Annotated in this window: 23 protein-coding genes, 2 pseudogenes and 1 riboswitch; of the genes and pseudogenes, 16 read left to right on the top strand and 9 right to left on the bottom strand. The window is 71.4% G+C overall.

Going from position 1 to position 23,036, the window contains the following annotated elements; translation table 11 throughout:
• Positions 1-145 precede the first annotated feature (145 nt).
• Together GKC29_RS24055 and GKC29_RS24050 are read right to left on the bottom strand one after the other, a co-directional pair.
• Entirely contained in the window at positions 146-730 is a 585-nt protein-coding gene (locus tag GKC29_RS24055; protein WP_155332987.1) for a hypothetical protein, read from the bottom strand.
• A gap of 717 nt (positions 731-1,447) precedes the next feature.
• Positions 1,448-2,119: a bifunctional 2-polyprenyl-6-hydroxyphenol methylase/3-demethylubiquinol 3-O-methyltransferase UbiG gene (locus GKC29_RS24050; RefSeq protein ID WP_155332986.1), complete on the bottom strand. Its 672-nt coding sequence runs from the start codon at positions 2,117-2,119 to the stop codon at positions 1,448-1,450.
• 298 nt (positions 2,120-2,417) lie between these two features.
• On the opposite strand from GKC29_RS24050, the gene GKC29_RS24045 reads away from it, so the two are divergent.
• The 4 genes and pseudogenes from GKC29_RS24045 (at position 2,418) to GKC29_RS24040 (ending at position 8,317) form a co-directional block, all read left to right on the top strand.
• On the top strand, positions 2,418-4,475 hold the full coding sequence (locus GKC29_RS24045) for a type IIA DNA topoisomerase subunit B (protein ID WP_155332985.1): 2,058 nt from the start codon (positions 2,418-2,420) through the stop codon (positions 4,473-4,475).
• Between the two features lie 59 nt (positions 4,476-4,534).
• A pseudogene (locus GKC29_RS30645) lies at positions 4,535-4,792 on the top strand (DNA gyrase subunit A); the annotation flags it as partial.
• Positions 4,793-4,960: 168 nt separating this feature from the next.
• Positions 4,961-5,590 (top strand): annotated as a pseudogene (locus tag GKC29_RS30640) (LAGLIDADG family homing endonuclease); the annotation flags it as partial.
• 30 nt (positions 5,591-5,620) lie between these two features.
• A complete protein-coding gene (locus GKC29_RS24040) occupies positions 5,621-8,317 on the top strand; it encodes a DNA topoisomerase (ATP-hydrolyzing) subunit A (RefSeq protein ID WP_370463369.1) in 2,697 nt (898 codons plus the stop codon).
• Between the two features lie 97 nt (positions 8,318-8,414).
• Here the strand turns inward: GKC29_RS24040 and GKC29_RS24035 are convergent, their stop codons facing one another.
• The gene (locus tag GKC29_RS24035) at positions 8,415-9,761 is read right to left on the bottom strand and encodes a uracil-xanthine permease family protein (protein WP_155332983.1); all 1,347 of its coding nucleotides are present in this window, start codon (positions 9,759-9,761) and stop codon (positions 8,415-8,417) included.
• 104 nt (positions 9,762-9,865) lie between these two features.
• On the bottom strand, positions 9,866-10,474 hold the full coding sequence (locus tag GKC29_RS24030) for an alpha-ketoglutarate-dependent dioxygenase AlkB (RefSeq protein WP_155334311.1): 609 nt from the start codon (positions 10,472-10,474) through the stop codon (positions 9,866-9,868).
• A gap of 166 nt (positions 10,475-10,640) precedes the next feature.
• Between GKC29_RS24030 and GKC29_RS24025 the strand changes: the two genes are divergently transcribed.
• From GKC29_RS24025 to GKC29_RS24010, 4 genes are all read left to right on the top strand, one after another.
• Positions 10,641-11,876 (top strand): acyltransferase, encoded by a 1,236-nt coding sequence (locus GKC29_RS24025; protein ID WP_230688787.1) that lies wholly within the window; start codon positions 10,641-10,643, stop codon positions 11,874-11,876.
• Between the two features lie 91 nt (positions 11,877-11,967).
• Positions 11,968-12,369 (top strand): hypothetical protein, encoded by a 402-nt coding sequence (locus tag GKC29_RS24020; RefSeq protein WP_155332982.1) that lies wholly within the window; start codon positions 11,968-11,970, stop codon positions 12,367-12,369.
• Positions 12,370-12,535: 166 nt separating this feature from the next.
• Positions 12,536-13,270 carry a hypothetical protein gene (locus GKC29_RS24015; protein WP_155332981.1) on the top strand — a complete coding sequence of 245 codons (735 nt, stop codon included), beginning with the start codon at positions 12,536-12,538 and terminating at the stop codon, positions 13,268-13,270.
• A 281-nt stretch (positions 13,271-13,551) separates the two neighbouring features.
• Positions 13,552-13,688, top strand: a riboswitch (cyclic di-AMP (ydaO/yuaA leader).
• A gap of 219 nt (positions 13,689-13,907) precedes the next feature.
• Positions 13,908-14,759, top strand: coding sequence for a C39 family peptidase (locus GKC29_RS24010; RefSeq protein ID WP_155332980.1), 852 nt, complete (start codon positions 13,908-13,910; stop codon positions 14,757-14,759).
• A gap of 510 nt (positions 14,760-15,269) precedes the next feature.
• On the opposite strand, the gene GKC29_RS24005 is transcribed toward GKC29_RS24010, so the two are convergent.
• Both GKC29_RS24005 and GKC29_RS24000 read right to left on the bottom strand, forming a co-directional pair.
• Positions 15,270-15,461 carry a DUF397 domain-containing protein gene (locus GKC29_RS24005; protein WP_155332979.1) on the bottom strand — a complete coding sequence of 64 codons (192 nt, stop codon included), beginning with the start codon at positions 15,459-15,461 and terminating at the stop codon, positions 15,270-15,272.
• Entirely contained in the window at positions 15,452-16,219 is a 768-nt protein-coding gene (locus GKC29_RS24000) for a DUF5753 domain-containing protein (RefSeq protein ID WP_155332978.1), read from the bottom strand. The genes GKC29_RS24005 and GKC29_RS24000 overlap by 10 nt, the downstream gene beginning before the upstream one ends.
• A 214-nt stretch (positions 16,220-16,433) precedes the next feature.
• On the opposite strand from GKC29_RS24000, the gene GKC29_RS23995 reads away from it, so the two are divergent.
• From GKC29_RS23995 to GKC29_RS23980, 4 genes are all read left to right on the top strand, one after another.
• Entirely contained in the window at positions 16,434-16,613 is a 180-nt protein-coding gene (locus GKC29_RS23995; protein ID WP_155332977.1) for a hypothetical protein, read from the top strand.
• Positions 16,610-16,846 (top strand): hypothetical protein, encoded by a 237-nt coding sequence (locus tag GKC29_RS23990; RefSeq protein WP_155332976.1) that lies wholly within the window; start codon positions 16,610-16,612, stop codon positions 16,844-16,846. The genes GKC29_RS23995 and GKC29_RS23990 overlap by 4 nt, the downstream gene beginning before the upstream one ends.
• Positions 16,843-17,088, top strand: a complete 246-nt coding sequence (locus GKC29_RS23985) for a flavin reductase (RefSeq protein WP_155332975.1) — start codon at positions 16,843-16,845, stop codon at positions 17,086-17,088. Before GKC29_RS23990 ends, GKC29_RS23985 begins: the two co-directional genes overlap by 4 nt.
• Positions 17,089-17,151: 63 nt before the next feature.
• A complete protein-coding gene (locus GKC29_RS23980; RefSeq protein ID WP_155332974.1) occupies positions 17,152-17,550 on the top strand; it encodes a helix-turn-helix domain-containing protein in 399 nt (132 codons plus the stop codon).
• Here the strand turns inward: GKC29_RS23980 and GKC29_RS23975 are convergent.
• On the bottom strand, positions 17,547-17,954 hold the full coding sequence (locus GKC29_RS23975; protein WP_155332973.1) for a RidA family protein: 408 nt from the start codon (positions 17,952-17,954) through the stop codon (positions 17,547-17,549). The two genes, GKC29_RS23980 and GKC29_RS23975, sit on opposite strands and share 4 nt — an antisense overlap.
• Before the next feature lie 229 nt (positions 17,955-18,183).
• On the opposite strand from GKC29_RS23975, the gene GKC29_RS23970 reads away from it, so the two are divergent.
• Positions 18,184-18,633, top strand: coding sequence for an iron chaperone (locus GKC29_RS23970; protein WP_155332972.1), 450 nt, complete (start codon positions 18,184-18,186; stop codon positions 18,631-18,633).
• A 64-nt stretch (positions 18,634-18,697) separates the two neighbouring features.
• On the opposite strand, the gene GKC29_RS23965 is transcribed toward GKC29_RS23970, so the two are convergent.
• Positions 18,698-19,306 carry a hypothetical protein gene (locus GKC29_RS23965; protein ID WP_230688786.1) on the bottom strand — a complete coding sequence of 203 codons (609 nt, stop codon included), beginning with the start codon at positions 19,304-19,306 and terminating at the stop codon, positions 18,698-18,700.
• A 54-nt stretch (positions 19,307-19,360) separates the two neighbouring features.
• On the opposite strand from GKC29_RS23965, the gene GKC29_RS23960 reads away from it, so the two are divergent.
• Positions 19,361-20,071, top strand: a complete 711-nt coding sequence (locus GKC29_RS23960) for a DNA alkylation repair protein (RefSeq protein WP_155332970.1) — start codon at positions 19,361-19,363, stop codon at positions 20,069-20,071.
• Positions 20,072-20,148: 77 nt separating this feature from the next.
• Complete coding sequence (locus tag GKC29_RS23955) at positions 20,149-21,045, top strand: IS982 family transposase (protein WP_155332969.1); 897 nt, start codon at positions 20,149-20,151, stop codon at positions 21,043-21,045.
• A 64-nt stretch (positions 21,046-21,109) separates the two neighbouring features.
• Here the strand turns inward: GKC29_RS23955 and GKC29_RS23950 are convergent, their stop codons facing one another.
• Entirely contained in the window at positions 21,110-22,081 is a 972-nt protein-coding gene (locus tag GKC29_RS23950) for an SDR family oxidoreductase (protein ID WP_230688785.1), read from the bottom strand.
• Between the two features lie 145 nt (positions 22,082-22,226).
• Between GKC29_RS23950 and GKC29_RS23945 the strand changes: the two genes are divergently transcribed.
• Complete coding sequence (locus GKC29_RS23945) at positions 22,227-22,973, top strand: alpha/beta fold hydrolase (RefSeq protein ID WP_155332968.1); 747 nt, start codon at positions 22,227-22,229, stop codon at positions 22,971-22,973.
• Positions 22,974-23,036: the final 63 nt, after the last annotated feature.

The raw sequence follows: 23,036 nt of genomic DNA, 5'->3' as shown, positions 1-23,036 counted from the left end.
CCCACCCCCGACCCGGTCCGGCTCCGCCCGCCCGCCCCGGCCAACCCGCACCGACTCAGACGGGGTGTGCGGACGCCGCTGGCCGGCACCCGGGTTCGGGTGCCGGCCAGCGGCGTGGTTCCCCCTTGTGAGGAAAGACTGTGGGTCAGTTGTTCCAGTGCTCGGCGACGAGGTCGGCGGCCTGGGTCTCCCACTGGGCGTAGTGGAACGGGTAGGCCGACACCTGCACGGTCTGGGCGGCCTTGGTCAGCGGCATGTCCTGCCAGCCGTCGACCTGCTTGAGACCCTTCAGGAACGCCAGCGTGGAGTATTCGGGGTCGGTGATCTGCTCGACCGTGCCCCACCCGCTGGAGGGGCGCTGCTGGAACAGGCCCTGCGAGTCGTGGTCGTTGCGCTCACCCAGGTGACCCAGGTTGACCAGCTTCGACTCCTGCAGCGCGGTGGCGATGGCCACCACGGCGGCCCGCTCGTCCATGTCGGCCTTCTTCGTCGCCGCGATGATCGCCTTCACATTCGCGGTCTGCTCGTCGTCCAGGTCGATGCGGGACTGCTTGCCCTGCACACCGTGCGGAATCAGCTTGCCGGTGTCGGGCTTGTCGGCCAGCACCGTGGCGGCGACCGGCTTGGACTCCACCGACGGGGCGGCGGTGGCGGGGCCGGCGACCATGCCACCGGCGAAGGCCAGACCAGCAACACCCAGAACGCTCTTACGCAGCAGCTTCGAGTTCATGATCAAGCTCCATTCGGGGGAAGACGCCACCCACCCGCAAAGGGGGGACAAGGGGTGTGGTGACGCAAGCACCGTCCGGCGCTCACAGACATTCGAGGGATGACCACCAGGCCCAAGGGGGCGGGCAGGTGGTGATCGAAAGACCGGCGAACCGGGGCCGGGGCCCTCGTGGTGCCGGGTCCAGATGTAACGACCGCCGGCCCGCCATCATTCCGGCCGGGCCCGAGGACCCATGCCCCACCCGCTCGGGTGGGCGGCCCTACTCGATCGTCCAGGTGATGTAACGACCCCGCCCCGCCCCCATTCCACCCCCACGATGCCGCCGACCACACCCCCAAACCCGACACCCGGCGCGACACGGCACACCCGAACCGGACACACCACCCAGCACACGCAGGTGGAACATCGAGATCATGGAAGAATTCGGCCCCTCCAGGGGCCATACCCTTCCAAGATCTCGCCCCCAACCGGGCTGAGCCGGCACCCACCGGCGGATCAGGACCAGGTCAGGGGTGTGGCCCGCCGTGACCGGCGCAGGGATCAAGCCTGACCGCCCGGAGCTGGGCACGGCGGGCCACACCCCCACCGCAACCACGACCGCACCCGGCACCGACGCGAGACACCACAACCGCGGCCGGACGGCGCGATGCCGGTGTCAGTGCGGCGCGCGGCCGGACCGGGTGATGCCGGCGTCGTCGGGGCCGCTGAGCGGCCCGGTCAGGCGGGTCGGTGGAACTCGGCGCGCCAGCGGCGTACGCCGGCGGGGTCTTCGAAGTCCTCGACCCGGACGGCGGTCAGGCCGCCCGCGGCGAACGCGTCGACCTCGGCCCGGGTCAACGGCCAGGGCGGTCCGGCCGGCGGATCCTCGTCCTCGGCGCGGCCGGCGGCGATCACGAGCAGGGTGCCGTCCGGGGCGACCAGGTCGCCGACGGCGCGGATCGCGGCCGCCCGGATCTCGGGTGGCAGCGCCTGCACCGTCATGCTCTCCACCACCAGGTCGAAGCCGTGCCGCCATGCCGGGGGAGGGGCGAGCAGGTCGGCGCTTCGGTAGTCGACCGGCGAGCCGGGGTGCCGCTGCCGGGCCGTCTCGACGGCGGTGTGGGAGATGTCGAAACCGATTGTGCGGTAGCCGAGGGTGGCGAGGTGTTCCGCGTCGCGGCCGTAGCCGCAGCCGACCACGACGGCCGGGCCGCCCGGGGACGGCCGGTGCCGGCCGGTCCAGTCGACCAGCAGCCCGTGCGGCGCGTCCCGGTCCCAGGGGACGACGGCGTCGCCGTGTGCCGCCTCGGTGTACAGCCGGTCGAACCAGCCGGTCGGGTCGCCGGCGGCGAGGGATTCCGCCGCCAGCCGGTCCGCCGCGAACCGGTCCGCCGCGCCCTCGTGCGTCACCGGTGGCCTCCCGCGGGATCCGGCACCCCCGCCGGGGCGCGACCGCCGGTCAGCGTAGCGGGCCAGGCGGGTCCGCCGCGCTCCTCCCGCGGGGTTTCGCGACGCGACTGGGAAGGAGTGTCGCCTAGGTCACGGCCGGAATCACCCGGAGGCCGGGTCGGTTGCGCCGGTTGCGGCGGGTCGAGCGGGGCTCCCGGGCGTTGTCGGGGCCGGCGGCTAGGCTCGCTCCGGCGCGCCGCTTCCGGCCGATGCCCGCCGTCCGCGGCACCACACCGCCGAGACCTGGGAGTACGACCAGTTGACCGCAGAGCCTGAGACCCTGTACGGGGCCGACGACCTCACGCACCTCGAGGGGCTGGACGCTGTCCGCAAGCGTCCCGGCATGTACATCGGCTCGACCGACAGCCGTGGCGTGGGTCACCTCGTCAACGAGATCCTCGACAACTCCACCGACGAGGGCGTCGCCGGTCACGCGACGTCGATCGAGGTCACGCTGCACGCAGACGGTTCGGTCCAGGTCGACGACGACGGTCGGGGCATCCCCACCGACGTGCACGCGAAGTCCGGCATCTCGGGTGTCGAGCTGGTGCTCACCCGGCTGCACGCGGGCGGGAAGTTCGGCGGCTCGGGCTACAAGACGTCGGGCGGCCTGCACGGCGTCGGCGCCTCGGCGGTCAACGCGCTCTCGCGCCGGTTCGACGTGACGGTCCGTCGCGGCGGCAAGGTCCACGCGATGTCGTTCCGGCACGGTGTCCCCGGCGTCTTCGACGGCGACGGGCCGGACGCGCCCTTCACGGCGGGCCCGGGGCTCCAGGTGGTCGGCGGGATGAAGCGCGGCCAGCGCACCGGCACGTCGATCCGCTACTGGCACGACCCGCGCTACTTCGAGACCGGCGCGTCGCTGGACGGCGAGGCCGTGCGGATGAAGCTGCGCAACACGGCGTTCCTGGTGCCCGGCGTCCGCTACCTGCTGCGCGACCAGACCGGGGCGGAGTCGGTCGAGGAGCGGTTCCACTACCCCAACGGGCTGACCGACATGGTGGAGTTCCTCGCCCCGTCCGGCGACCGGCCGGTGTCCGGCACGCTGCTGGTGACGGGTGAGGGGACGTACCGGGAGAACGCGGCCGACGCCAACGGCGTCATGCAGTCCAACGTGCAGCGCCGCGCCGAGGTCGAGGTGGCGTTCCGCTGGGGCACCGGCTACGAGCGCACCGTGGAGTGCTTCACCAACACGATCCGCAACGCGCACGGCGGCACCCACCGGAAGGGCTTCGAGCGGGCGCTGGCGCGCGCCCTCGTCGACGCCGTCCGCAACGCCCGTGGCCTGCTCAAGGCCAAGGAGGAGCCGCCCACCCTGGACGACATCCTCGAGGGCATGACCGCGGTGGTGCACGTGCGGATCCCGGAGCCGCAGTTCACCTCCCAGACCAAGGACGAGCTGTCCACGGCCGGCATCACGAAGGTGCTCCAGGGTCTCGTGGAGCAGCACCTCAAGGCCTGGCTGGAGGACCGGAAGACCAAGGCCGAGGCGCGCACGGTCCTGCAGAAGATCGTCGACGCGGCGCGCGTCCGGCTCACCCAGAAGCAGCAGAAGGACGCGGCCCGCCGCAAGACGGCCCTGGAGGGCGCGTCGATGCCGGCGAAGCTGGTCGACTGCCGTTCGACCGGTGTGGACCGCAGCGAGCTGTTCATCGTCGAGGGGGACAGCGCCCTCGGCACGAGCCGGATGGCCCGCTCGTCGGAGTACCAGGCGTTGCTGCCGATCCGCGGCAAGATCCTCAACGTGCAGAAGGCGAACCTCCAGCAGGTTCTGGACAATGCCGAGTGCGCGGCGATCGTGCAGGTGCTGGGCGCCGGCTCAGGGCGGACGTTCGACCTGTCGGCGTTGCGGTACGGTCGGGTCCTGATCATGGCCGACGCGGACGTGGACGGCGCGCACATCCGTACGCTGCTGATCACGCTCTTCGCCCGGTACATGCGACCGCTGATCGAGGCCGGTCGGCTGTACGCGGCGATGCCGCCCCTGCACAAGATCACCACCAAGGGGCGCAACCCGCAGACGATCTACACGTACACCCAGGCGGAGATGGAGTCGACGGTCCGCCGGCTGGAGAAGGCCGGCAAGCAGGTCGTCACCCCGATCCCGCGGTTCAAGGGCCTCGGTGAGATGGACGCCGACGAACTGTGGGAGACCACGATGAACCCGGCCACCCGGGCGGTCCGCCGGATCACCCTGGAGGACGTCGAGGCGGCCGAGCAGATCCTGGAGCTGCTGATGGGCGAGAAGGTCGAGCCCCGCCGCAACTGGCTGATCGACTCCGCCGACCGGGTCGACCGGGAGGCGATCGACGCATGAGCGGGCACGCCGCGACCGCAGGCACGATCACCGGGACAGTCCGAGGGGAAAGCTGAGTCATGGCACGCCGCAAGGAAACGAAGGTCGACCTCTCCGCGTTCGACCAGGCCGGCGCGCGGGTCTTCGACAACCCGCTGGTCACCGAGGTCTCCGACTCCTACCTGGAGTACGCGTTCTCGGTCATCCACTCCCGCGCCCTGCCGGACGCCCGGGACGGGCTGAAGCCGGTGCACCGGCGCATCCTCTGGTCAATGTACGAGCAGGGCCACCGCCCCGACCGGGGCCACGTCAAGTCGGCCCGGATCGTCGGCGACTGCTTTGTTGCAGGAACGCTGGTCTCGACGCCCGATGGTCTGAGGCCGATCGAGGATGTTGAAATTGGCGACTTCGTGTTGGACGGCGACGGGACCGCCGTCCCCGTGACTGCTGTTTATCAGAACCCGAATTCGGAGTTGGTCCGGGTCACCTGGAGCAACGGCCACACTATGACTGTGACCCCAGGGCAGCGGTTCCGTGTAATCGACGAGGACCTCTCGCTCCGCTGGGTTGAGGCGCGGGAACTTACCGGCCACCTCACCCTGGCCTACGGCAGCCGTCGCGGGACGGCTCTAGCGCCGGGCGGTGACGTCTATGACTACGTCCGCGGACTGGTCGTGGCAGAGGGCTTCGCCGTCGATCGGTCTCGTGAGGTTGACGGCCGCGTACGGCTGCACATGTGCGATGTTGAGCCGCTCGACGTCGCGCATGGTTGGGCGATCGCGAACGGGCTGAACGCCACCCGTGGCAAGCGTGAGCCGGCCAATCCCCGTCACCGGGCTCAACACATCCTCACGTTCGCTCGGCACGAGGGCCTGCTAGCGGCGGGTCAGCCGCTCAGCCACGCCAAGCATGTGCCGAACGACGTCATCGAGAGCCGTTCCGCGTGGGCGCCGTTCCTCGCTGGCTTCTTCGACGGTGACGGCTACGTCCGTAAGCGTTTCCGCGAGATCGTCTTCGTCAGCACCAGCGACATGCTGGTGCGGCAGATCTACTCCATGCTCGCCGATCTGGGTGTACACGGGCATCACTGGACCAGTAGGAGAACCGGGTATGAACCGCTTCTCGGTCTGTCGGTAAGCGGGCGCGATGCTGCTGTCCTCGCCGAGATGCTTCTGCCGTGGGTGCGGGTCGGTTATAAGAACGACGGCCTTCGCCGGGTAATGGAGTTGGCCTACCAGTACGGCGGCAAGCAGGGCAACGATCGGCTGCCATGCCGGCCCGTGATCGGCGAATTCACGGCCGCTCACCGGGGCGGCGGATGGTTCCGGGATGAGGACGGCAACGCTTTCCGAGTGTCGCTGTCGGGTGACGGGGGCAAGGTCCGTTACGGTAAGGACCGCAACGGCGTGCCGCTGTCGGAGCGGTCATTCCCCCTTTGGCGCGCGGAGCGGGATGGCTGGGTTCGCAAACTCCGCCGTGTCGGCTCGCCTCTTGCCGGCCGGCTTGAGGCTCTGTCGGGTCGTTCGTTTCTTCGAGTCGTCTCGGTCGAGGCGGTCGCTGCCGCCACCACTTACGACATTCAGGTCAGCTCAGATGAGCACGCCTTCGTTGCCGAGGGCTACGTCGTCCACAACTGCATGGGTAAGTACCATCCGCACGGCGACACCGCGATCTATGACGCGATGGTCCGGCTCGCCCAAGATTTTTCGCTCAATGTGCCACTCATCGACGGGCATGGAAATTTTGGAAGCCCAGACGATGGACCGGCCGCGGCTCGTTACACCGAGGCCCGGATGTCCCGCGAGGCGATGCACCTCGTCGGCGAGCTCGGCGAGGACACGGTCGACCTGGAGCCCAACTACGACGGCTCGCTGACCCAGCCCACCGTGCTGCCGGCCGCCTTCCCGAACCTGCTGGTCAACGGTGCGTCCGGGATCGCCGTGGGCATGGCGACCAACATGATCCCGCACAACCTCGGCGAGGTCGTCTCGGCCGCCCGCTGGCTGATCAACCACCCGGACGCCACGCTGGACAAGCTCATGGAGTTCGTCCCGGGCCCCGACCTGCCCACCGGCGGGCTGCTGCTGGGCCTCGACGAGGTGCGCCGCGCGTACGAGAGCGGGCGCGGTGTGGTGCGGATGCGCGGCAAGGTGGAGATCGGCCCGGTGGAGGGCAGCCGCGGCCGGCAGGCGATCACCGTGGTCGAGTTGCCGTACGGCGTCGGCGCGGAGAAGGTCATCGCCGCCATCACCAACGAGGTGACGAAGACCAAGCGGCTCACCGGCATCGCCGACGTCAAGGACCTCACCGACCGGGAGAACGGCACCCGCCTGGTCATCGAGTGCAAGGTCGGGGTGAACCCGCAGGCCCTGCTCGCCGACCTGTACCGGCTGACCCCGCTGGAGCAGTCGTTCGGCGTCAACAACCTGGTCCTGGTGGACGGGCAGCCGCAGACGCTGGGTCTGAAGGCGCTGCTGGAGGTCTTCCTGTCCCACCGGTACGAGGTGGTGACGCGGCGCAGCGCGTACCGCAAGCGCAAGCGTGAGGAACGGCTGCACCTGGTCGACGGCCTGCTGATCGCGCTGCTCGACATCGACCGGGTGGTCAAGCTGATCCGGGCCAGCGAGGACGCGCAGGCCGCGAAGGACGGCCTGATGCGGAGGTTCAAGCTGTCCGAGATCCAGGCCACGTACATCCTCGACACGCCGCTGCGCCGGCTCACGAAGTACGACCGGCTGGAGCTGGAGGCCGAGCAGGAGAAGCTGCGCGGCGAGATCGCCGAGCTGGCCCGCATCCTGGACGACCCGAAGGTGCTCCGGAAGGTCGTCTCCGACGAGTTGGCCGCGGTCGGGAAGCAGTTCGCCGCGCCGCGCCGCACCACGCTGGTCGACGGTGACCTGAAGGAGGTGTTGGCGGCGTCCGTGCCGGCCGGCCCGCTGGAGGTCGCCGACGACCCCTGCCAGGTGATCCTGTCGGCGACCGGCCTGGTCGCCCGCACCGCGGCCGAGTCGGAGGAGGCGGCCGAGGGGCGCCGGCGGCACGGCCGGGTGAAGCACGACGCGGTACGCGCCGTCGTCCACTCCACGGCCCGCGGCCGGGTCCTCCTGGTCACCAGCGCCGGCCGGGCCTTCAAGGTGGACGTGCTGCCGCTGCCGGTGCTGCCCGAGCAGTCCGGCACGGTCTCGCTGCGCGGCGGCATGTCCGCCGCCGAGCTGGTGCCGTTGGAGCCGGGGGAGACGGTGGTGGGCCTCGCGCCGCTCGGGTCGACCGCCGACGGGGCGCCGGGGCTGGCGCTGGGCACCCGGCAGGGTGTGGTGAAGGTCTGCGCGCCGGAGTGGCCGGTGCGTTCCGACGAGTTCGAGGTGATCAGCCTGCGGGACGGTGACGAGGTGGTCGGGGCGACCTGGCTGACCGACGGTGCCGAGGCGCTCGCCTTCGTCACGTCGGAGGCGTCGCTGCTGCGGTTCCCGGCCGGGCTGGTCCGTCCACAGGGGATCAAGGGTGGCGGCATGGCCGGCGTCAACCTGCCCGCCGGGGCGCGGGTGGTGTTCTTCGGCGCGGTGCGCACCGACGACCCGACCCACGGCGAGCCGATGGTGGTCACGTCGACCGGCGCCACGGTGAAGGTGACGCCGTTCGCGGCGTACCCCGCGAAGGGGAGGGCGACCGGCGGGGTGCGCGCCCAACGCTTCCTCAAGGGTGAGACCGACGTGGTCGTCGGCTGGGTGGGTCCGCGGCCGGTGGGATCGACGGCGAACGGCGAGCCGGTGGACCTGCCGGCGGCCGACCCGCGCCGCGACGGCAGCGGCTTCGCCGTGATGCTCGGCCCCACCGTGGTCGGCCACCAGGTCGACCGCGACTGACCGCGTACGGACGGACCGTCCTCGTTGATCATGAGGTTAGCGTTATTTCTCCCCGCTAACTTCATGATCGACAGGGGGGTCGGGCGCGGGCGGGCGGTCAGAGTTCGGGTTCGGGGGCTACCCGGGTTTCCGGGGTGGTGTTGCGGAGGCGGGCGACCAGGCGCATGCCGTGGTAGATGAGCAGGGCGGCGCCGGTGCCCAGGGCGATGCCGTTGAAGGACAGGTCGCCCGCGGTGAGGGTGTAGTTGGCGGCGCCGACGATCACCGCGACGGCGGCGGTCATCAGGTTGACCGGATCGTGGAAGTCGACGCGGTTCTCGATCCAGATCCGCGCGCCCAGGATGGCGATCAGCCCGTACAGGGCGGTGGTGGCGCCGCCCAGCACGCCCGCGGGCACGGTCAGGATCAGCGCGCCGAACTTCGGGCTCAGCCCCAGCAGCACCGCCGCCACGCCGGCGACCCAGTACGCGGCCGTCGAGTAGACCCGGGTCGCCGCCATCACGCCGATGTTCTCCGCGTACGTGGTGGTGCCGGAGCCGCCGCCGGAACCGGCGAGCACGGTCGCCAGGCCATCACCGAAAAACGCCCGGCCCATGTCCCGGTCGAGGTTGCGGCCGGTCATCGCCGCGACCGCCTTGACGTGCCCGGCGTTCTCCGCGATCAGCACGAGGATCACCGGGATCACCAGCACGACGGCCCGCAGGCTGAAGCTCGGGGCGTGGAACTCCGGCAGGCCGATCCACGCCGCGTCACGCAGCCCGTCGACGGCCTTAGGGTCGAGGTGCCCGAGCGCGGCGGCCAGCGCCCAGCCGACGGCGACGCCGAGCAGGATGGACAGCCGGGCGAGGAAGCCCCGGAAGGCGACCGTGGCGAGGAGGATCGCCACCAGCGTCACCACGCCGATCAGCGGTTGAGCTTTGACGCCGGTGCCGCTGCCGCCGCCGTCCCAGGCGACCGGCGCGAGGTTCAACCCGATCAGCGCCACGATCGCGCCGGTCACCACCGGGGGCATCAGCGCGTCGATCCACCGGGCGCCGGCGACGTGGACGACCACGCCGACCAGGGCCAGCGCCGCGCCGGCGACCACGATGCCGCCGAGCGCCGGGCCGATGTCCCCACCGGCCTTCGCCGCCAGCACCGGCGCGATGAAGGCGAACGACGAGCCGAGGTACGACGGCAGCCGGTTGCCGGTGATCAGCAGGAACAGCAGCGTGCCCAGCCCGGAGAAGAACAGCGTGGTGGCGGGCGGGAAACCGGTGATCAGCGGCACGGTGAAGGTGGCGCCGAACATGGCCACCACGTGCTGCACGCCGACCCCGGCCGTCCGCGGCCAGGACAGCCGCTCGCCGGGGTGCACCACGTCGCCGGGCCGCACCGACCGGCCGTCACCGTGCACGGACCACGGCGACCAGCGCGAGCGCGCCTCGGTGGGGGACTGGGTCATGGGGGTACCCCTTCGCGTCGTCGTCAGAAGGGGTTGATCGGACCCTGGACGTCGTTTCTAGCACGCCGGCGCGGCGCACCCGCCGCCGACCGGCGCACCTCGTGTCAGGCGACGTTGGTCGGGCGGAACTGGACGCTGACCCGGGGGCCGACCGGGCGCGCCGTCTTCGGGACGGCGTGCTCCCAGGTGCGCTGGCACGAGCCGCCCATCACGACGAGGTCGCCGTGGCCGAGCGGGAACCGCAGGCCCGCGCCGCCGCCACGGGGACGCAGCAGGAGCGCCCGGGGCGAGCCGAAGGAGACGATGGCGACCATCGTGTCGGTGTGGGCGCCCCGGCCGATGGTGTCGCCGTGCCAGGCGACGCTGTCGCGTCCGTCCCGGTAGAGGCACATGCCGGCGGTGACGAACGGCTCGCCCAACTCGGGCGCGTAGTGCCGGGTCAGCGCCTCCCGGGCGGCGGTGAGCACCGGGTGGGGCAGCGGGCGGCCAGCCGCGTACCAGCAGAGCAGGCGCGGGACGTCGACCTCCGCGTCGTACATGGTGCGGCGTTCGGCGCGCCAGGGCACCTCGTGCAGGAGATTGTCGAGCACCTGGTCGGAGCCGCGCACCCAGCCGGGCAGGTGGTCGACCCAGGCACCCCGGGTGAGCCGGTGCCGCGTGACCTGGCCGGCGAGCGGCCCGAGCGTCGGGCCGGCCTCGGCGAGATCCAGCATCGACGGCTGGTAGGCGACGTCCGGCACGGCCCCGAGCCTACCGCATCATCGAACAGGCGTACGACTGGCCTTCGGTGCGGCACGCCGGTCATCGGACCGGCGGGTAAGGTCGCGGAGCGGTGCGGGCCGGCCGTCGGGCCGCCCACGACCCGAGAAGGAGAAGCCTGTGCAGGTGACCCCCACCGACCGGCCGGTACGCGCGGCGAGCCCCGCCGCACCGGGTCCGGGCGGCCGGCTGCCGTCGCTCACCGGGCTGCGGTGGATCGCCGCGCTGCTGGTCTTCGCCTTCCACGCCGCGACGATGGGCATCGTCGCCGAGCCGGCCTACAAGGGGGCCGTCGACCGGTTCTTCTCCCTCGGCCTGTCGGGCGTCCAGTTCTTCTTCATCCTCAGTGGATTCGTGCTGGTGTGGTCGGCCCGCCCCGGTGAGGCGAAGCGCACCTTCCTGCGCCGCCGCGTCGCGAAGATCTACCCGAACCACGTCGTCATGTTCGTGGCGGCGCTGCTGGTCGCGTACGCGTTCACCGACCCGGTCCACCCCCGCGCCGCGCTGGAGAACCTGCTGCTGGTACAGGCGTGGGACCCGACCCCCGGCATCTTCTACAGCGTCAACACGGTCAGCTGGTCGCTCTCCTGCGAGCTGTTCTTCTACGCCTGCCTGCCGTTCGCCCTGCCGCTCATCCACCGCATGCCGGCGGGCGCCCTGTGGGCCGTGGTCGTCGCCGTGCCGCTGCTCATCCTCGCGCTCTGGCCGGCCCAGGCCCTCGTGCCGGAGGAGAGCCGCTGGTGGTTCACGCAGGTCTTCCCGGTGGTGCGCTCGCTGGAGTTCTGGCTCGGCGTGGCCGCCGCGGAACTGCTGCGCCGGGGCCGGTGGCGCGGCCCACGCCTGGGTGTGGCCAGCGTGGTCTTCGTGGTGACCTGGGTGGTGGCGAGCGCGTGGATCCGGGCCGAGCTGTGGGCGGCGCTGCTGTCGATCGCGTACGTCCTGGTCATCACGGCCGCCGCCGACGCGGACGTCCGGGGCCGGCGGACCCTGTGGGCCAGCCGCCCGATGGTCTGGCTCGGGGAGGTCTCGTTCGCCTTCTACCTGGTGCACGTCCTGGTCATGGTGAGCGTGCTCCGGCTCACCGGCCATCACGGCGTCGGGGTTCCCGGCTGGCGGGGGCCGGCCGCGGTGGTGGGCTTCCTGCTGGTCAACCTGGTGCTCGCGGCGCTGCTGCACCGCTACGTGGAGACGCCGATGATGCGGCGGCTCGGCCCACCCCGCCGGCCACGCCCGGCCGCGCCGGACGCCGGCGGCCGGGCGTACGCGGCGGCCGGGCCGGCGGGCCCGGGCGCCGTGCCGTCACCGCGGGTCGCCGAAGCGGACCACCCGAGGGAGTACGCGGGCGACCGCCGCTGACCGTGTCCACGCTGGCCGGTCCGGCGCGTCCCGGCGACGCGACACGCTCGTGACGGGTGCGGTCGGCCGACCGCGACGGTAGCGTGGCATCGTGCTTCCGGTCGCGCTCACCTGTCCGTTGTGGTGGGTCGCGCGCTGGGCCTCCCGGCTGCTCGCCGGTCTCGCGCTGACCGCCGGCCTCAGCGTCGGCGTCGCCGCTCCCGCCCACCCGGTCGGGACGGCCGAGGTGAGGGTGGCGTCGGCGGCCGGTGACTGCGTCGCGTTGCCCGCCCCGGGGGCGACGACCGGCAGCGCGCCGGTGGCGCTCGACGCACCGGCGGCCGGGACCGCGCCGCAAGCCGCGCCGGCCTGGTCGGGGGCGGACGCCGCGCCGCCTGCCGCAGCCGTGCCCGGCGACGTCGAGCGGGTGACGCCGGTGACCACCGGCGAGTGCGGCTCCCTGGCCGGCCGGTTCCCCGCCGGTTCCGGCTCGCGGGCTCCGCCGCGCAACTGATCGACTCCCGGGCCGCGGCCCGCCGCGTGACGCTGGTGGCGCCCGCCTGAGCGGCCCCGTCCGTCGCCGTGTCTCTGCACCTGCCGCCGCCGGTGGTCCGCGCCCAGTTCGGGGCGGACCGGCGTGTGTTGTCCCGTCGCGATCCGTTCCCCGTGAGGTTGCCGACATGAACACCGTCCTCCACGAGTTCCTCATCGACGTGCCCCGGGCGACCGCCATCTGGTCCGCGTTGCTCGTCCTCGCCCTGACCGCGCTCACCGTCGTCGCCGCGCGGCCCGAGCGGGACCAGCCGGCCGAGCCGCCGCCCGTCGACGAGACGGTCGACCTGCGCCGGTACGCCGAGGAGGTGGCGGTGGCGGCTGCCGGCGCGGCCCAGACCGCGCGTCGCCGGCGGGACGCCTGGCGCACGGCGCAGGAGGAGGCCGACCGTGCCTGGCAGGCGTACGACGAAGCCGAGAACGCCGCCCGCCGGCTCACCGCCGCCGCCGCGCTGCCCACCCCGCGCACGTCGCGTACGCCGGCCGAGTACGCGGCGCGGGAGCGGTGGTTGCACCGGGCCGCGGTGGCCGCCCACTGGCGGGGTGACCTGTCCGCCCGGCAGCTCGGCGACGTGTTCGGGCACCGGGACGGCTGGGACGCCCGGCTGCACCCGGTCGACCAGGAGATCGTCTTGACGCGGGCCGTACGCGACGGCAAGCTGGCCGCCTACCGGGCGGCGGCCGCCGCCGAGCGGGCTGCCTGGCGCGACGCGGAGGTGGCCGCCGAGGCGGCCCGTGCGCTCGCCGCCGAGGCGTACGCGGCGGCGGAGAGCCTGCGTCCGGCACTGCGGACGAAGCCTCGGACGGCGTTGACCGGACGGCCGGTCGCCGCCGCACGCTGGCGTCCCGCACGGGTCGGCTGACTTAATTCCGTGAGCCCGGTCACACCGACGTCGAACCGGTCAACATTCGCAGTCCGGTCGATTGTCTCCGCCGCTGCCGGGGTAATGTCCGCCGCTTGTCCCGTTGCCGCCCGGCCGCGTCGTAAGCACCTCGCGTCCCATTGAGTCGCGTCAGTGCGAAACTGCCCGCAAAATTGCTGCCATGATCGAGGTTTACGCAGCTCAGAGCGGGTTGGCAGGCTGGTTGACCGGCCAGTAGTGTCGGCGCGTCCGGTGCGGTAACCGATCGCAAGAGGCGACGCCGCGCCGACCCGCTCAATCGCCGCATGGCGAACCGGGGACCCAATCTGCACCTGGGGTGAATCCGCGATTGTCGCGGTAGGGCGTACTTCCCGCCCGAATCCGTCAGCTAACCCGGTAGGCGGCATCGGAAGGAGTCCCATCCTCGTGCAGTTCGAACCCAACCGTCGGTTCCATCGCCGCCTCCACGGCATCGCGGTGCCCGCGCCCGTCCGGCTCGCCGCCGGGCGCTGACCCACCGCCCTGCCCGGTCCCGCCGGGCTCGTCCCCTCGTGGCCACCTGCCGCCGGACCCGGTCCGGACGGCCGGCCCGCCGCTGCCCGCGGCCGGCCCGGTGCGCCGCCAGCCCCGACAGTCCGTGGAGGAAACCGTGAAGCACCACCTCAAGCGTCAGCTCCGTCGTCTCGCCACCGAGCGTCCGTACCAGGTGGCCGCCGCGTCCGCCGCCGTCCTCGTGCTGGCGACCGGCACCGGTGCCCTGGTCGCCGGCCCCGGCGACGCACCCGCGTCGGCGCAGACCCCGGCCGCCGTGGCCGAGCTGCGTGGCAACACCGCCGCCTCGCGCGGCGAGGCCCGTTCCGTGGCCGTCCCCCCGTCCAGCGCCGCCCCGTCCAGCGCCGCCCCGTCGAGCGCCGCCCCGTCCAGCTCACCGGCCGCGAAGGCCGCCCCCGACCCGGACCTCACCAAGAAGCCCAAGCCCCCGAAGTCCAAGCTTCTGAAGTACGACTACCAGGCTCAGATCAACTTCTACTACTGCGGCCCGGCCGCGGTCCGGAACGCCCTCAGCGCCACCGGCATCGAGCGGTCGCAGGACCACCTCGCCGGTCCGCTGGGCACCGACCAGTTCGGCACCGACTCGGCCGAGGACACCACCCGGGTGCTCAACGCCATGGTGAAGGGTGACCCGTACCGGACCCGCATGATCCCGGGCCGTGCCGCCACCCCGGCGCAGATGGACCGGCTCCAGGCCGACGTCGTCGACGCCATCACCGACGGGCGGGGCGTCGTCGTGAACATCGCCGGCTCCGCCACCGACACCAACGGCGGCTGGCACTCGTTCCCGGGCGGCCACTACATCGCCGTGACCGGGTACGACGACGAGGGCCGCCTGGTGCGGATCGCCGACTCGGCCAACCCCGCGACCGGGTCGTACTGGATGACCACGATCGCTCTGGCGAACTGGGCCGCGACCCGCGGCTACTCCGCCTGACCGACCCGCTCGCACGACGGGCGCCGGACCCATGGGGTCCGGCGCCCGTCGCGCGTTCCGGCTGCCGGCTGCCGGCGGCCCGAGAAGGGCTCACCGCTGCAGCCTCCGCTGCAAGATCCGCGCAACTTCACCGAAGATGCTGCCTCGGTTACGCCCGAGACGGCATCTTCCCCGAAGTTGCGCGGATCTTGTGCTGTCGGCCCGCCGGCGCGTGTCCCTTTTGCAGCACCGGATGTCGCTGGCCGTTGTCGGCGTCCGCGTCACCCTTGTGCGGCCGCACGTCGGACGCACCACGGCGGACTCCCGTCACTTTTTCGACGGCTGTCGAGCTGCCCGCGTAGCTGGGGCAGGGCGATCGCCCCGAGATCGGCCGGTCGTGGACGGGCCGGACCCGGCCGACCGGACCCGGTCGCATGGATGGGCAGCTGGACAGCTCGGCGCGTGCGACAGCGAAGCGAAGCGCCCGCCCCCGGTACCGGGAGCGGGCGGCTTGTGTGTGTCTGCGGTTGGTCAGCCGCGCTCGGCGACCTGCGTGACGAAGGCCCGCCAGGCGGCGGGGGAGAAGGTCAGCGCCGGACCGGCCGGGTCCTTGGAATCCCGGACGCCCACCACACCGGAAAGGTTGTCGGCGACCTCGACACACGCCCCGCCGTTGTTGCCGCTTCTCGTGCTCTTGCGCCATTGCGCGCCGGTCAGGTCCATGATCGTGCCGCTTCCCTGAGCATGTTTAAGGACTGCGACCGCGAGAGGGCTTCCCCACGGATGCGTTCCCACCGTCGAATCAGCGTAGCAATTTCCGCGGCACCCTCGAGTATTTGCGCCTGCGCCTGACCGTCCACATGGGCGACCGCCGCCCCGTTGTCCTGCTCGGCAAGGATGAACGGCCCGCCGAGCCCGGAGTACATGCCGACCGCTGCCGGAACGACATGTACGGAGACTGTCGGCAGCTCCGCGCAGGCCGCCAGATGGGTGCACTGCTCGCGCATCAGCTCTCTTTCGCCATCTGCGGTTCGGCGCAGGACCAGTTCGTCTATCACCGCGATCAGCATCGGGGGGTTGGCGCGGTGAAGCACCGCCTGACGCTGGATCCGCGCCGCGACGAGCTGGTCGACTTCCTCGGCGGTCAGCTTCTCGCCGGCCAGCGTCGCCCTTGCGTATGCCTCGGTCTGTAGCAGGCCTGGGATCCACGCCAGCTCGAACCAACGCAGCGACACCGCCTCACGCTCGATGTCGGCCCATGGACGAAACCATGCTGGTTCTCGGCGCTTCAGAACGTCCGGCCAAAGCTCCGCCACCTCTCGGCCGAGGATCGCGGCGACCCGAGCGCGGTGCCGCGTCTGTGGAATACGTCCGTGGCTCGCCCACTTCGCCGCCGTCTTCGGGTCAACGCCGATCTGAGCTGCGAGGCTGTCAGCGGTCTCACCGGCTTCGGTCATCGCCGCCACGACTGCGTGGTTCATCTCCGCGCCTTTCACCGAGTTCGCCAGAACGTTCCGAGCGTCCAGAGGAAATAGTCCTACGTGGTGTAGTCGGCTCGCAACGGTCGGCAGAGTGCTTTGTGGACGGCGTGGCCGGTGGAGGTGACCCGAAGCCCGGCGGCCGCGCCAGTCGCGGGGCCGCCTCCTGGCAACCGGCGGGGGCGGCCCCCTTCCAATCCGTGAAGGAGGTTCCGCCGTGCGTCTCCGCTTCTGGCGCTGCAAGCCCACCGTGCCGTCGCTTCCCCGGCGAATCCGGGGCGCGAACCTGCCGGCCGCCCTGTTCGCACCCACCCGGCCGATCCCGACCGTTCAGCCGGGCCGCGCCGGGAGCCTGACCCGGGCGCAGGAGTACCGGGCGAACGGGGGCCGCTGGTGACGATCGCCGTCGGCCGCACGATCCGGGTTCCCGAGGACGCCTACACGTTCGGCACCGGAACCCTGACCCTGTCCATCACCGAGGTGATCAGCAGCGCGGTCGTCGACGGCGCGGTCTGGGTCCAGTTGAAAGGCCGCGAGGTCCGCCCGGACCGGTCGGTCGCTCCCCGCGAGCGGTACGCGGCGGTCCGGGTCGACGCCGTGACGGAGGTGGAGCCGGTGAGGGTCCGGTGACCCGACGCCGAGTCGAACACGTCCCGTCCCGGCCCACGTGGCGCTGCCGGGCGTGCGGGATCGCGTGGCCGTGCTCTCCCGCGAAGCTCCGCCTGCTCGGGGAGTACCGCGACGACCGGACGGCCCTGCTGGTCTACCTGGCGATGCTCCAGACCGAGGCCGCCGAACAACTCGCCGAATTGGACAGCACTCCACCGGCCAACCTGACCGAGCGCTTCATCGCCTGGGCCCGCGCCCGGTAGCCCTCCCGGCATCCCCGCCCGTGGTCTCTTGCGGTAACCGGGGAACTGTTGGAGAGTGACCAGGTGGGAACCAGGAGGGAGATCAGCGAGCTGCCCCCGGAGGCCGACCTGGCCCGGGCCGACTCGCTGGCGCGCGAGATCTTCTCGGACGTCGCGAACAAGTGGGCGTTCCTGATCATCGAGTTCCTCGGGCAGCGCACCATGCGCTTCAGCGAGCTGCGCGACGAGGTCGGCGGGATCAGCCACAAGATGCTCACCCAGAACCTGCGCATGCTGGAGCGCAACGGCCTGGTCGAGCGGACCGTGCACCCCACCGTCCCGCCCCGCGTCGAGTACAACCTCACCGAGGCCGGCGAGGCCCTGCGCGGGGTCGTGGACGGCATGTGCGGCTGGACCCAGCGCTACCTGGGCCACATCGAGGCGTCCCGCAGCCGCTTCGGAGCTGCCCAGGGCGGGCCCTAGTCGAGGACGGCGGTCGCCTCGACCTCGACCAGGTGCTCGGGCACGTCCAGCGCCACGATGCCGAACAGCGACGCCGGCGCGGCCGGCGTCACCCCCAGCTTCGCCGCCGCCCGGGCGATCCCGTCCAGCAGTACGGGCATCCTCTCCGGCTTCCAGTCGACGACGTGGACGGTCAGCTTCACCACGTCGTCGAACGACGCCCCGACCCCGGCGAGCGCCGTCGCGACGTTGAGGTAGCACTGCTCGACCTGCGCGGCGAGATCCCCCTCGCCGACCGTCTTCCCGTCCGCGCCCCAGGCAACCTGCCCGGCGACGTGGACGATCTTCGACCCGGTCGCCACCGACACCTGCCGGTACACGTCGATCTCCGGCAGCCCGCTCGGGTTCACCAGTGTCACAGCCATGACGAGGTCCTCCTCCTACGCTCTCCAGTGGTTACTTAATAACCGTAGGAGACTGCCGCTGGCCTGGGAAGAAGGCACTTTTCCGAGACCCAGGCACCTTTGGGTGACCGTACCGGCGCGCGTCCATTCGATCAGGAATCGAGAAGCACCCGGGGTTTCGGCAGGCCTAGCCTTCCCTCAGACGGCCGGGCAGCACGCCGGGCCGCAAGCGTCGAAAGGCAGCCAGGGAATGACCGCGAAGAGTGCCAAGACCGAGTCCGACGGCTTCAGCGCCGAAGAGCGTGCCGCGATGAAGGAGCGCGCCGCCGAACTGCGCGCCGAGGGCAGGAAGGGCGCCAAGAAGGCCGACGGACTTCAGGCGGTCCTCGACCGGATCGCGCAGATGGCGCCCGAGGATCGCGAGCTCGCCGAGCGCGTACACGTGACCATCACCGCCACCGCTCCGGAGCTGACGGCGAAGACCTGGTACGGGATGCCCGCCTACGCGAACGAGGAAGGCAAGATCGTCGTCTTCTTCCAGGACGCGGGCAAGTTCAACTACCGGTACTCGACGCTGGGCTTCCAGGACACGGCCAACCTCGACGACGGGGACATGTGGCCGGCGTCGTACGCCCTCAAGGCGTGGAGCCCGGAGGTGGAGAAGAAGGTCGCCGAGCTGGTGAAGGCCGCCGTCTCCTGACGATGCCACGCAGCTCGGGCGGCGACCCCGGGTGGACCGGGGCTGCCGGCGGAGCGGTCTCGATTCAGCCGGGCGGCTCAGGGATCAGCCAGGTGTCGAAGGCCGATCCGAGAAGAACACCGAGGAAGCCGAGGGCGATGGAGGCGGCAATGCCGATGAGGAACCCGGTCAGGCCGCGGTACCGGTTGTCCGTAGCCAGCTCTGGCGAAGCCCCGGCACGCCGCGATCCCGGGCGCTCGATGATCAGCCAGGTCAGCACGCCCAGTCCGAACGGAACTCCCGTACCGATCCAGAACCAGTGCCATCGTGTACCCACGACCGGTGCCGGTCCGGCGATGAGTACGGCCAGACAGACCAGGCCGACGACCGCCGCCAGATATCGGGAGCCGGGCTGCACGTCGCCGACGAGTGGCCGGCCGGAGTCGAGCACGGACGCCCTCACCTGCGCCCGGATCGACTCGGTCTGCGGGCCGAGTGGCTCGGAACTGCCCGCGAAGGAGGAGTGTTCGGGCGTTGCGGTGGGCCCGCCATCCAGCACCGCGTAGTAGGTGCGGCCGTCATGGGTACGCCAGACGAACAGCGGGCCCTCGCGGTCCCAGGAGCGCAGCGTCGGCACAGTGCTCCCCCCCCCGGTCATTCGCCGCATGCTCCCAGGCGACGAATCGAACAGCAAGCGCCGGAGCCACGCGCAGGCCGGACGCCCACGGTCGCGGTAGGTTGAACCGTCATGGCCACGACCGCGGATGTCCGTCGCGAACTCGCCGGTCTCGCCGACCCCCGCCGGGCGGAGGGCGTGAGCCGGTACCTGCAGATGTTTCCGGGCGGGTACGGCGAGGGCGACCGGGCCATCGGCGTACCCGTGCCGGACCAGCGCAGGGTGGCTGGCCGGTACTGGCGTGACCTGTCCCTGGCCGACACGGCGACGCTGCTGACGAGTGATGTGCACGAAGAGCGGCTGACGTCGCTCCTCATCCTGGTCCGCAAGTTCGGCAAGGGGGACGAGCGCGAGCGGGGCGACATCTTCCGCCTGGTCCTGGCCAACACCGGCCGCATCGACAACTGGGATCTGGTGGACTCCTCCGCGCCCTACATCGTCGGCCCGTGGCTGATCGACAAGGACCGGAGCGTCCTGGACCGGTTGGCCGGATCGAGCCTGGTGTGGGACCGACGCATCGCCGTCATGGCGACGTTCGCCTTCATCAAGGTCGGTGACTTCCACTGGACCTTCCGGCTCGCCGAACGGCTCCTGCGCGACCCGCACGACCTCGTCCACAAGGCGGTGGGCTGGATGCTGCGCGAGGTGGGCAACCGGGACCGGACGGCGGAGGAGGAGTTCCTCGCCCGGCATCACCGGGCCATGCCACGGGTCATGCTGCGGTACGCGATCGAGAAGTTCGAACCACAGCGACGGCGGGCGTACCTGTCCGGCACGGTCTAGACGAGTGATTCCCAACTCTGGGTTGAGCGGCGTGGCAGGTTGACCAGCGCAAGTAGAGAGGGCATCGATGGTCGTTTGTGAAGACAGACCTCGACACCCTCTTGACCGCACTGTACGTGCTTATCGACGACCACGTCATCCCGCCCGGCCGCAAAGGCCCGGGCCGGCCGAAGCGACTTTCCGAGGCCGAACTGGTCTGCCTGGCCGTGGCTCAGGTGCTGCTGGGCGCCCGCTCCGAGCACCACTGGCTGCGGATCTGCTACAGCCGTCTCGGGCATCTGTTTCCCTACCTGCCCAAACAGCCCGGCTACCACAAGCGGGTCAAGGCCGCCGCGCCGCTGATCTGCCGAACCACGATGTACCTGGCCGGGCTGTGCCCCACCATCGGCGACCAGCTGCGGCTGCTGGACGCCACCCCGGTGCCGTGCGGCACCTCTCGGTCCACCGTGCAGCGCTCCGCGCTGGCCGAGATCGCCGGCTACGGCTACTGCGCGTCGCACTCGCGCTGGTACTGGGGCCTGAAGCTGTACCTGTTGACCACCGCCGAAGGGCTCCCGCTGGCGTGGTGCCTGGCCGACCCGAAGATCGGCGAACGCGAGATCGCCGAGGACCTGCTCGACTACGCACGCGAACTGGGCGCTCTGGCACCGGGCATGGTCGTGCTGGCCGACAAGGGCCTGGCTGGCAGGGCGATCGAACGCTACTGCGCCGAGCAGGTCGAGGTGCTACTGGCCAGGCCGGACCGCAAGGACGAACGGCGCCGTTTCGGCAACCTCGCCGGGGTCCGGCAGTGGATCGAGTCGGTCAACCAGACCCTGAAAGGCCAGCTCAACCTGGAAGGACACGGCGGGCGTACACCGGCCGGGGTGTACGCCCGCGTCGCCCAACGGCTCCTGGCCATGACCGCCGCGATCTGGCACAACTGGCGCATAAACGCCGACGTCAAACGCTCCCTGACCGCGTACGACCACTGATCCATTCGGAATCACTCGTCTAGATGACCGATGCGCGCTCAGCGGGCCGGTCCAGGACGTTCGTTCACCCGAACAGGTGGGCGTGCTCGACCGCCCAGTCGTCGAAGCGGCGCGGTGGACGGCCGATGATCTCGTGGACGGCGGGCCGTTGATCGAGGGTCCACCGGGTGAGTTCGGCGAGCCGCACGCCGTACTCCCGCAGGGCGTAGAGCGTCACATCGATGCCGCTGTCGGGCCAGCCGCGACGCCGCCAGGACGCGCGGCTGTCGTCGGCAGTCAGTTCGATGCCGTCGATGTCGCAGCCGATCGCCTTGGCGATGCCGGCCACGCGTGACCGGGTGCTGATCGGCAGCCCCACTGCCTCGAGCACGGTGCCGACGTAGCCGTCGGTTCGCATGGCCGCGGCCGCGACGGCGGCGAGGTCATCCTCGTGGATGAAGGGGTAGTGGCCGTCGTTGAGGAAGGCCTCCCGCACGACGCGCCCCTCCCTGACCGTGTCCGGCCAGTCCGACCCGGTGGCAGGATAGGTGCCCTCGATCACCGCCCCCATCACCGCCGACGGGCGAACGTGCGTCCACTCCAGGCCCGAGCGTTCGACGGCGCGCTCGACAGCCAGCCAGAACCATGTCTCCGGTGGGTAGTCCTGCTCGTACTCCGGTCCGTGCGAGGACAGCACGACGACGCGGCCCGCACCCGCACGCTGGACGACCCGCAACGCGTCCTGCACTGTCGCCGGCACTGCGCCGGCCAGGAAGACATTGTCGACGCCGGCGAAGACCTCGGCGCGCTCCAGCGGCCGCGTGATCGACCCCTCGACAACCTCGGCACCGGCGGGCCAGCCGCTGAGCTGTCCACGTTCGGCGAGGACGCGAACCCGATCGCCCCCGTCGAGCAGTTGTCGCGCCAGACTCCGTCCGACAATTCCGGTCGGGCTGCTGCCCGCGTCCTTCCTGGCGGCTACGGCGGTCACCAGATGCAGGCGGGCTCGCGACGTGGTGATGGCGCTGTTGATTCCAGACATGGCAACCTCCCACACGACAGGTGAGATCGTGCGCCGTCGCCGGTGGCCGGGCGAGGGTTGCGGATCCGGTTCGCCAAAGGTACCAGCCCGATGTGCCGCACGGGTCGACGCCGCTGTCGCCATGCTCGCCCGGGGGTCGGCACGGTGGCAGACTGCGCGCATGGTCGATGAATCGGGTGACCGCGGTCCCGTGCTGGTGCTGCTGCACGGCATGGGTGGGACCGGCGAGGTGTGGCTGCCCTGGGCGCCGCTGCTGGAACGCCGGTGGGCCGGCCGCTGGCTGGCGCCCGACCTGGCCGGTCACGGCTGGTCCCCGCCGCTGCCGGCGTACTCGTTCGCCGGGCTGGCCGACCCGCTCGCCGCGACGCTGGCCCGCGAGGACCGGCTCGTCCTGCTGGGACACTCACTCGGCGGTGTGGTCGCGCTGGCTCTGGCCGCCCGGTCGGCCGGGTTGCCGGTCGACGCCGTGGTCGGGGTCGGCATCAAGGCGGTGTGGTCGCCCGCCGAGCTGGCGAAGGCCGCCGACCTGGCTGCCCGGCCGGTGACCTGGTTCGCCAGCCGGGACGAGGCCGCCCGGCGCTATCTGCGGGTCTCCGGCCTGGCCGGTCTGCTCGCACCCGACCATCCGGTGGTGGAGGCGGGCCTGCGGCAGGTCGGCGGCCGTTGGCGGCTGGCCATGGATCCGGCCGTGTTCGGGGTGGGGGAGCCGAACCTCCCGGCCCTGCTGGCCGCCACCGACGTGCCGGTCCTGCTGGCCCGGGGCGAGCACGACCCGATGGTCTCCGACGCGCAGCTCAAGGAGTTGGGCGTGCCGGTGGCCACGTTGCCGGGGCTCGGCCACAACGCCCACATGGAGGACCCGGCGGCGGTCCTGGCCCTGGTCGACGAGTACCTTCCGAGCGGTTGATCATGGGGTTAGCGGGTGGATTGATCTCTGAAGCACTCGCTAACCCCATGATCAACAGTGGCT

It is taken from the genome of Micromonospora sp. WMMC415 (assembly GCF_009707425.1).
GTDB lineage: Bacteria > Actinomycetota > Actinomycetes > Mycobacteriales > Micromonosporaceae > Micromonospora.
Note: the sequence above shows the minus strand (reverse complement) of the source record. Positions and strands in the feature narration are given on the sequence as shown.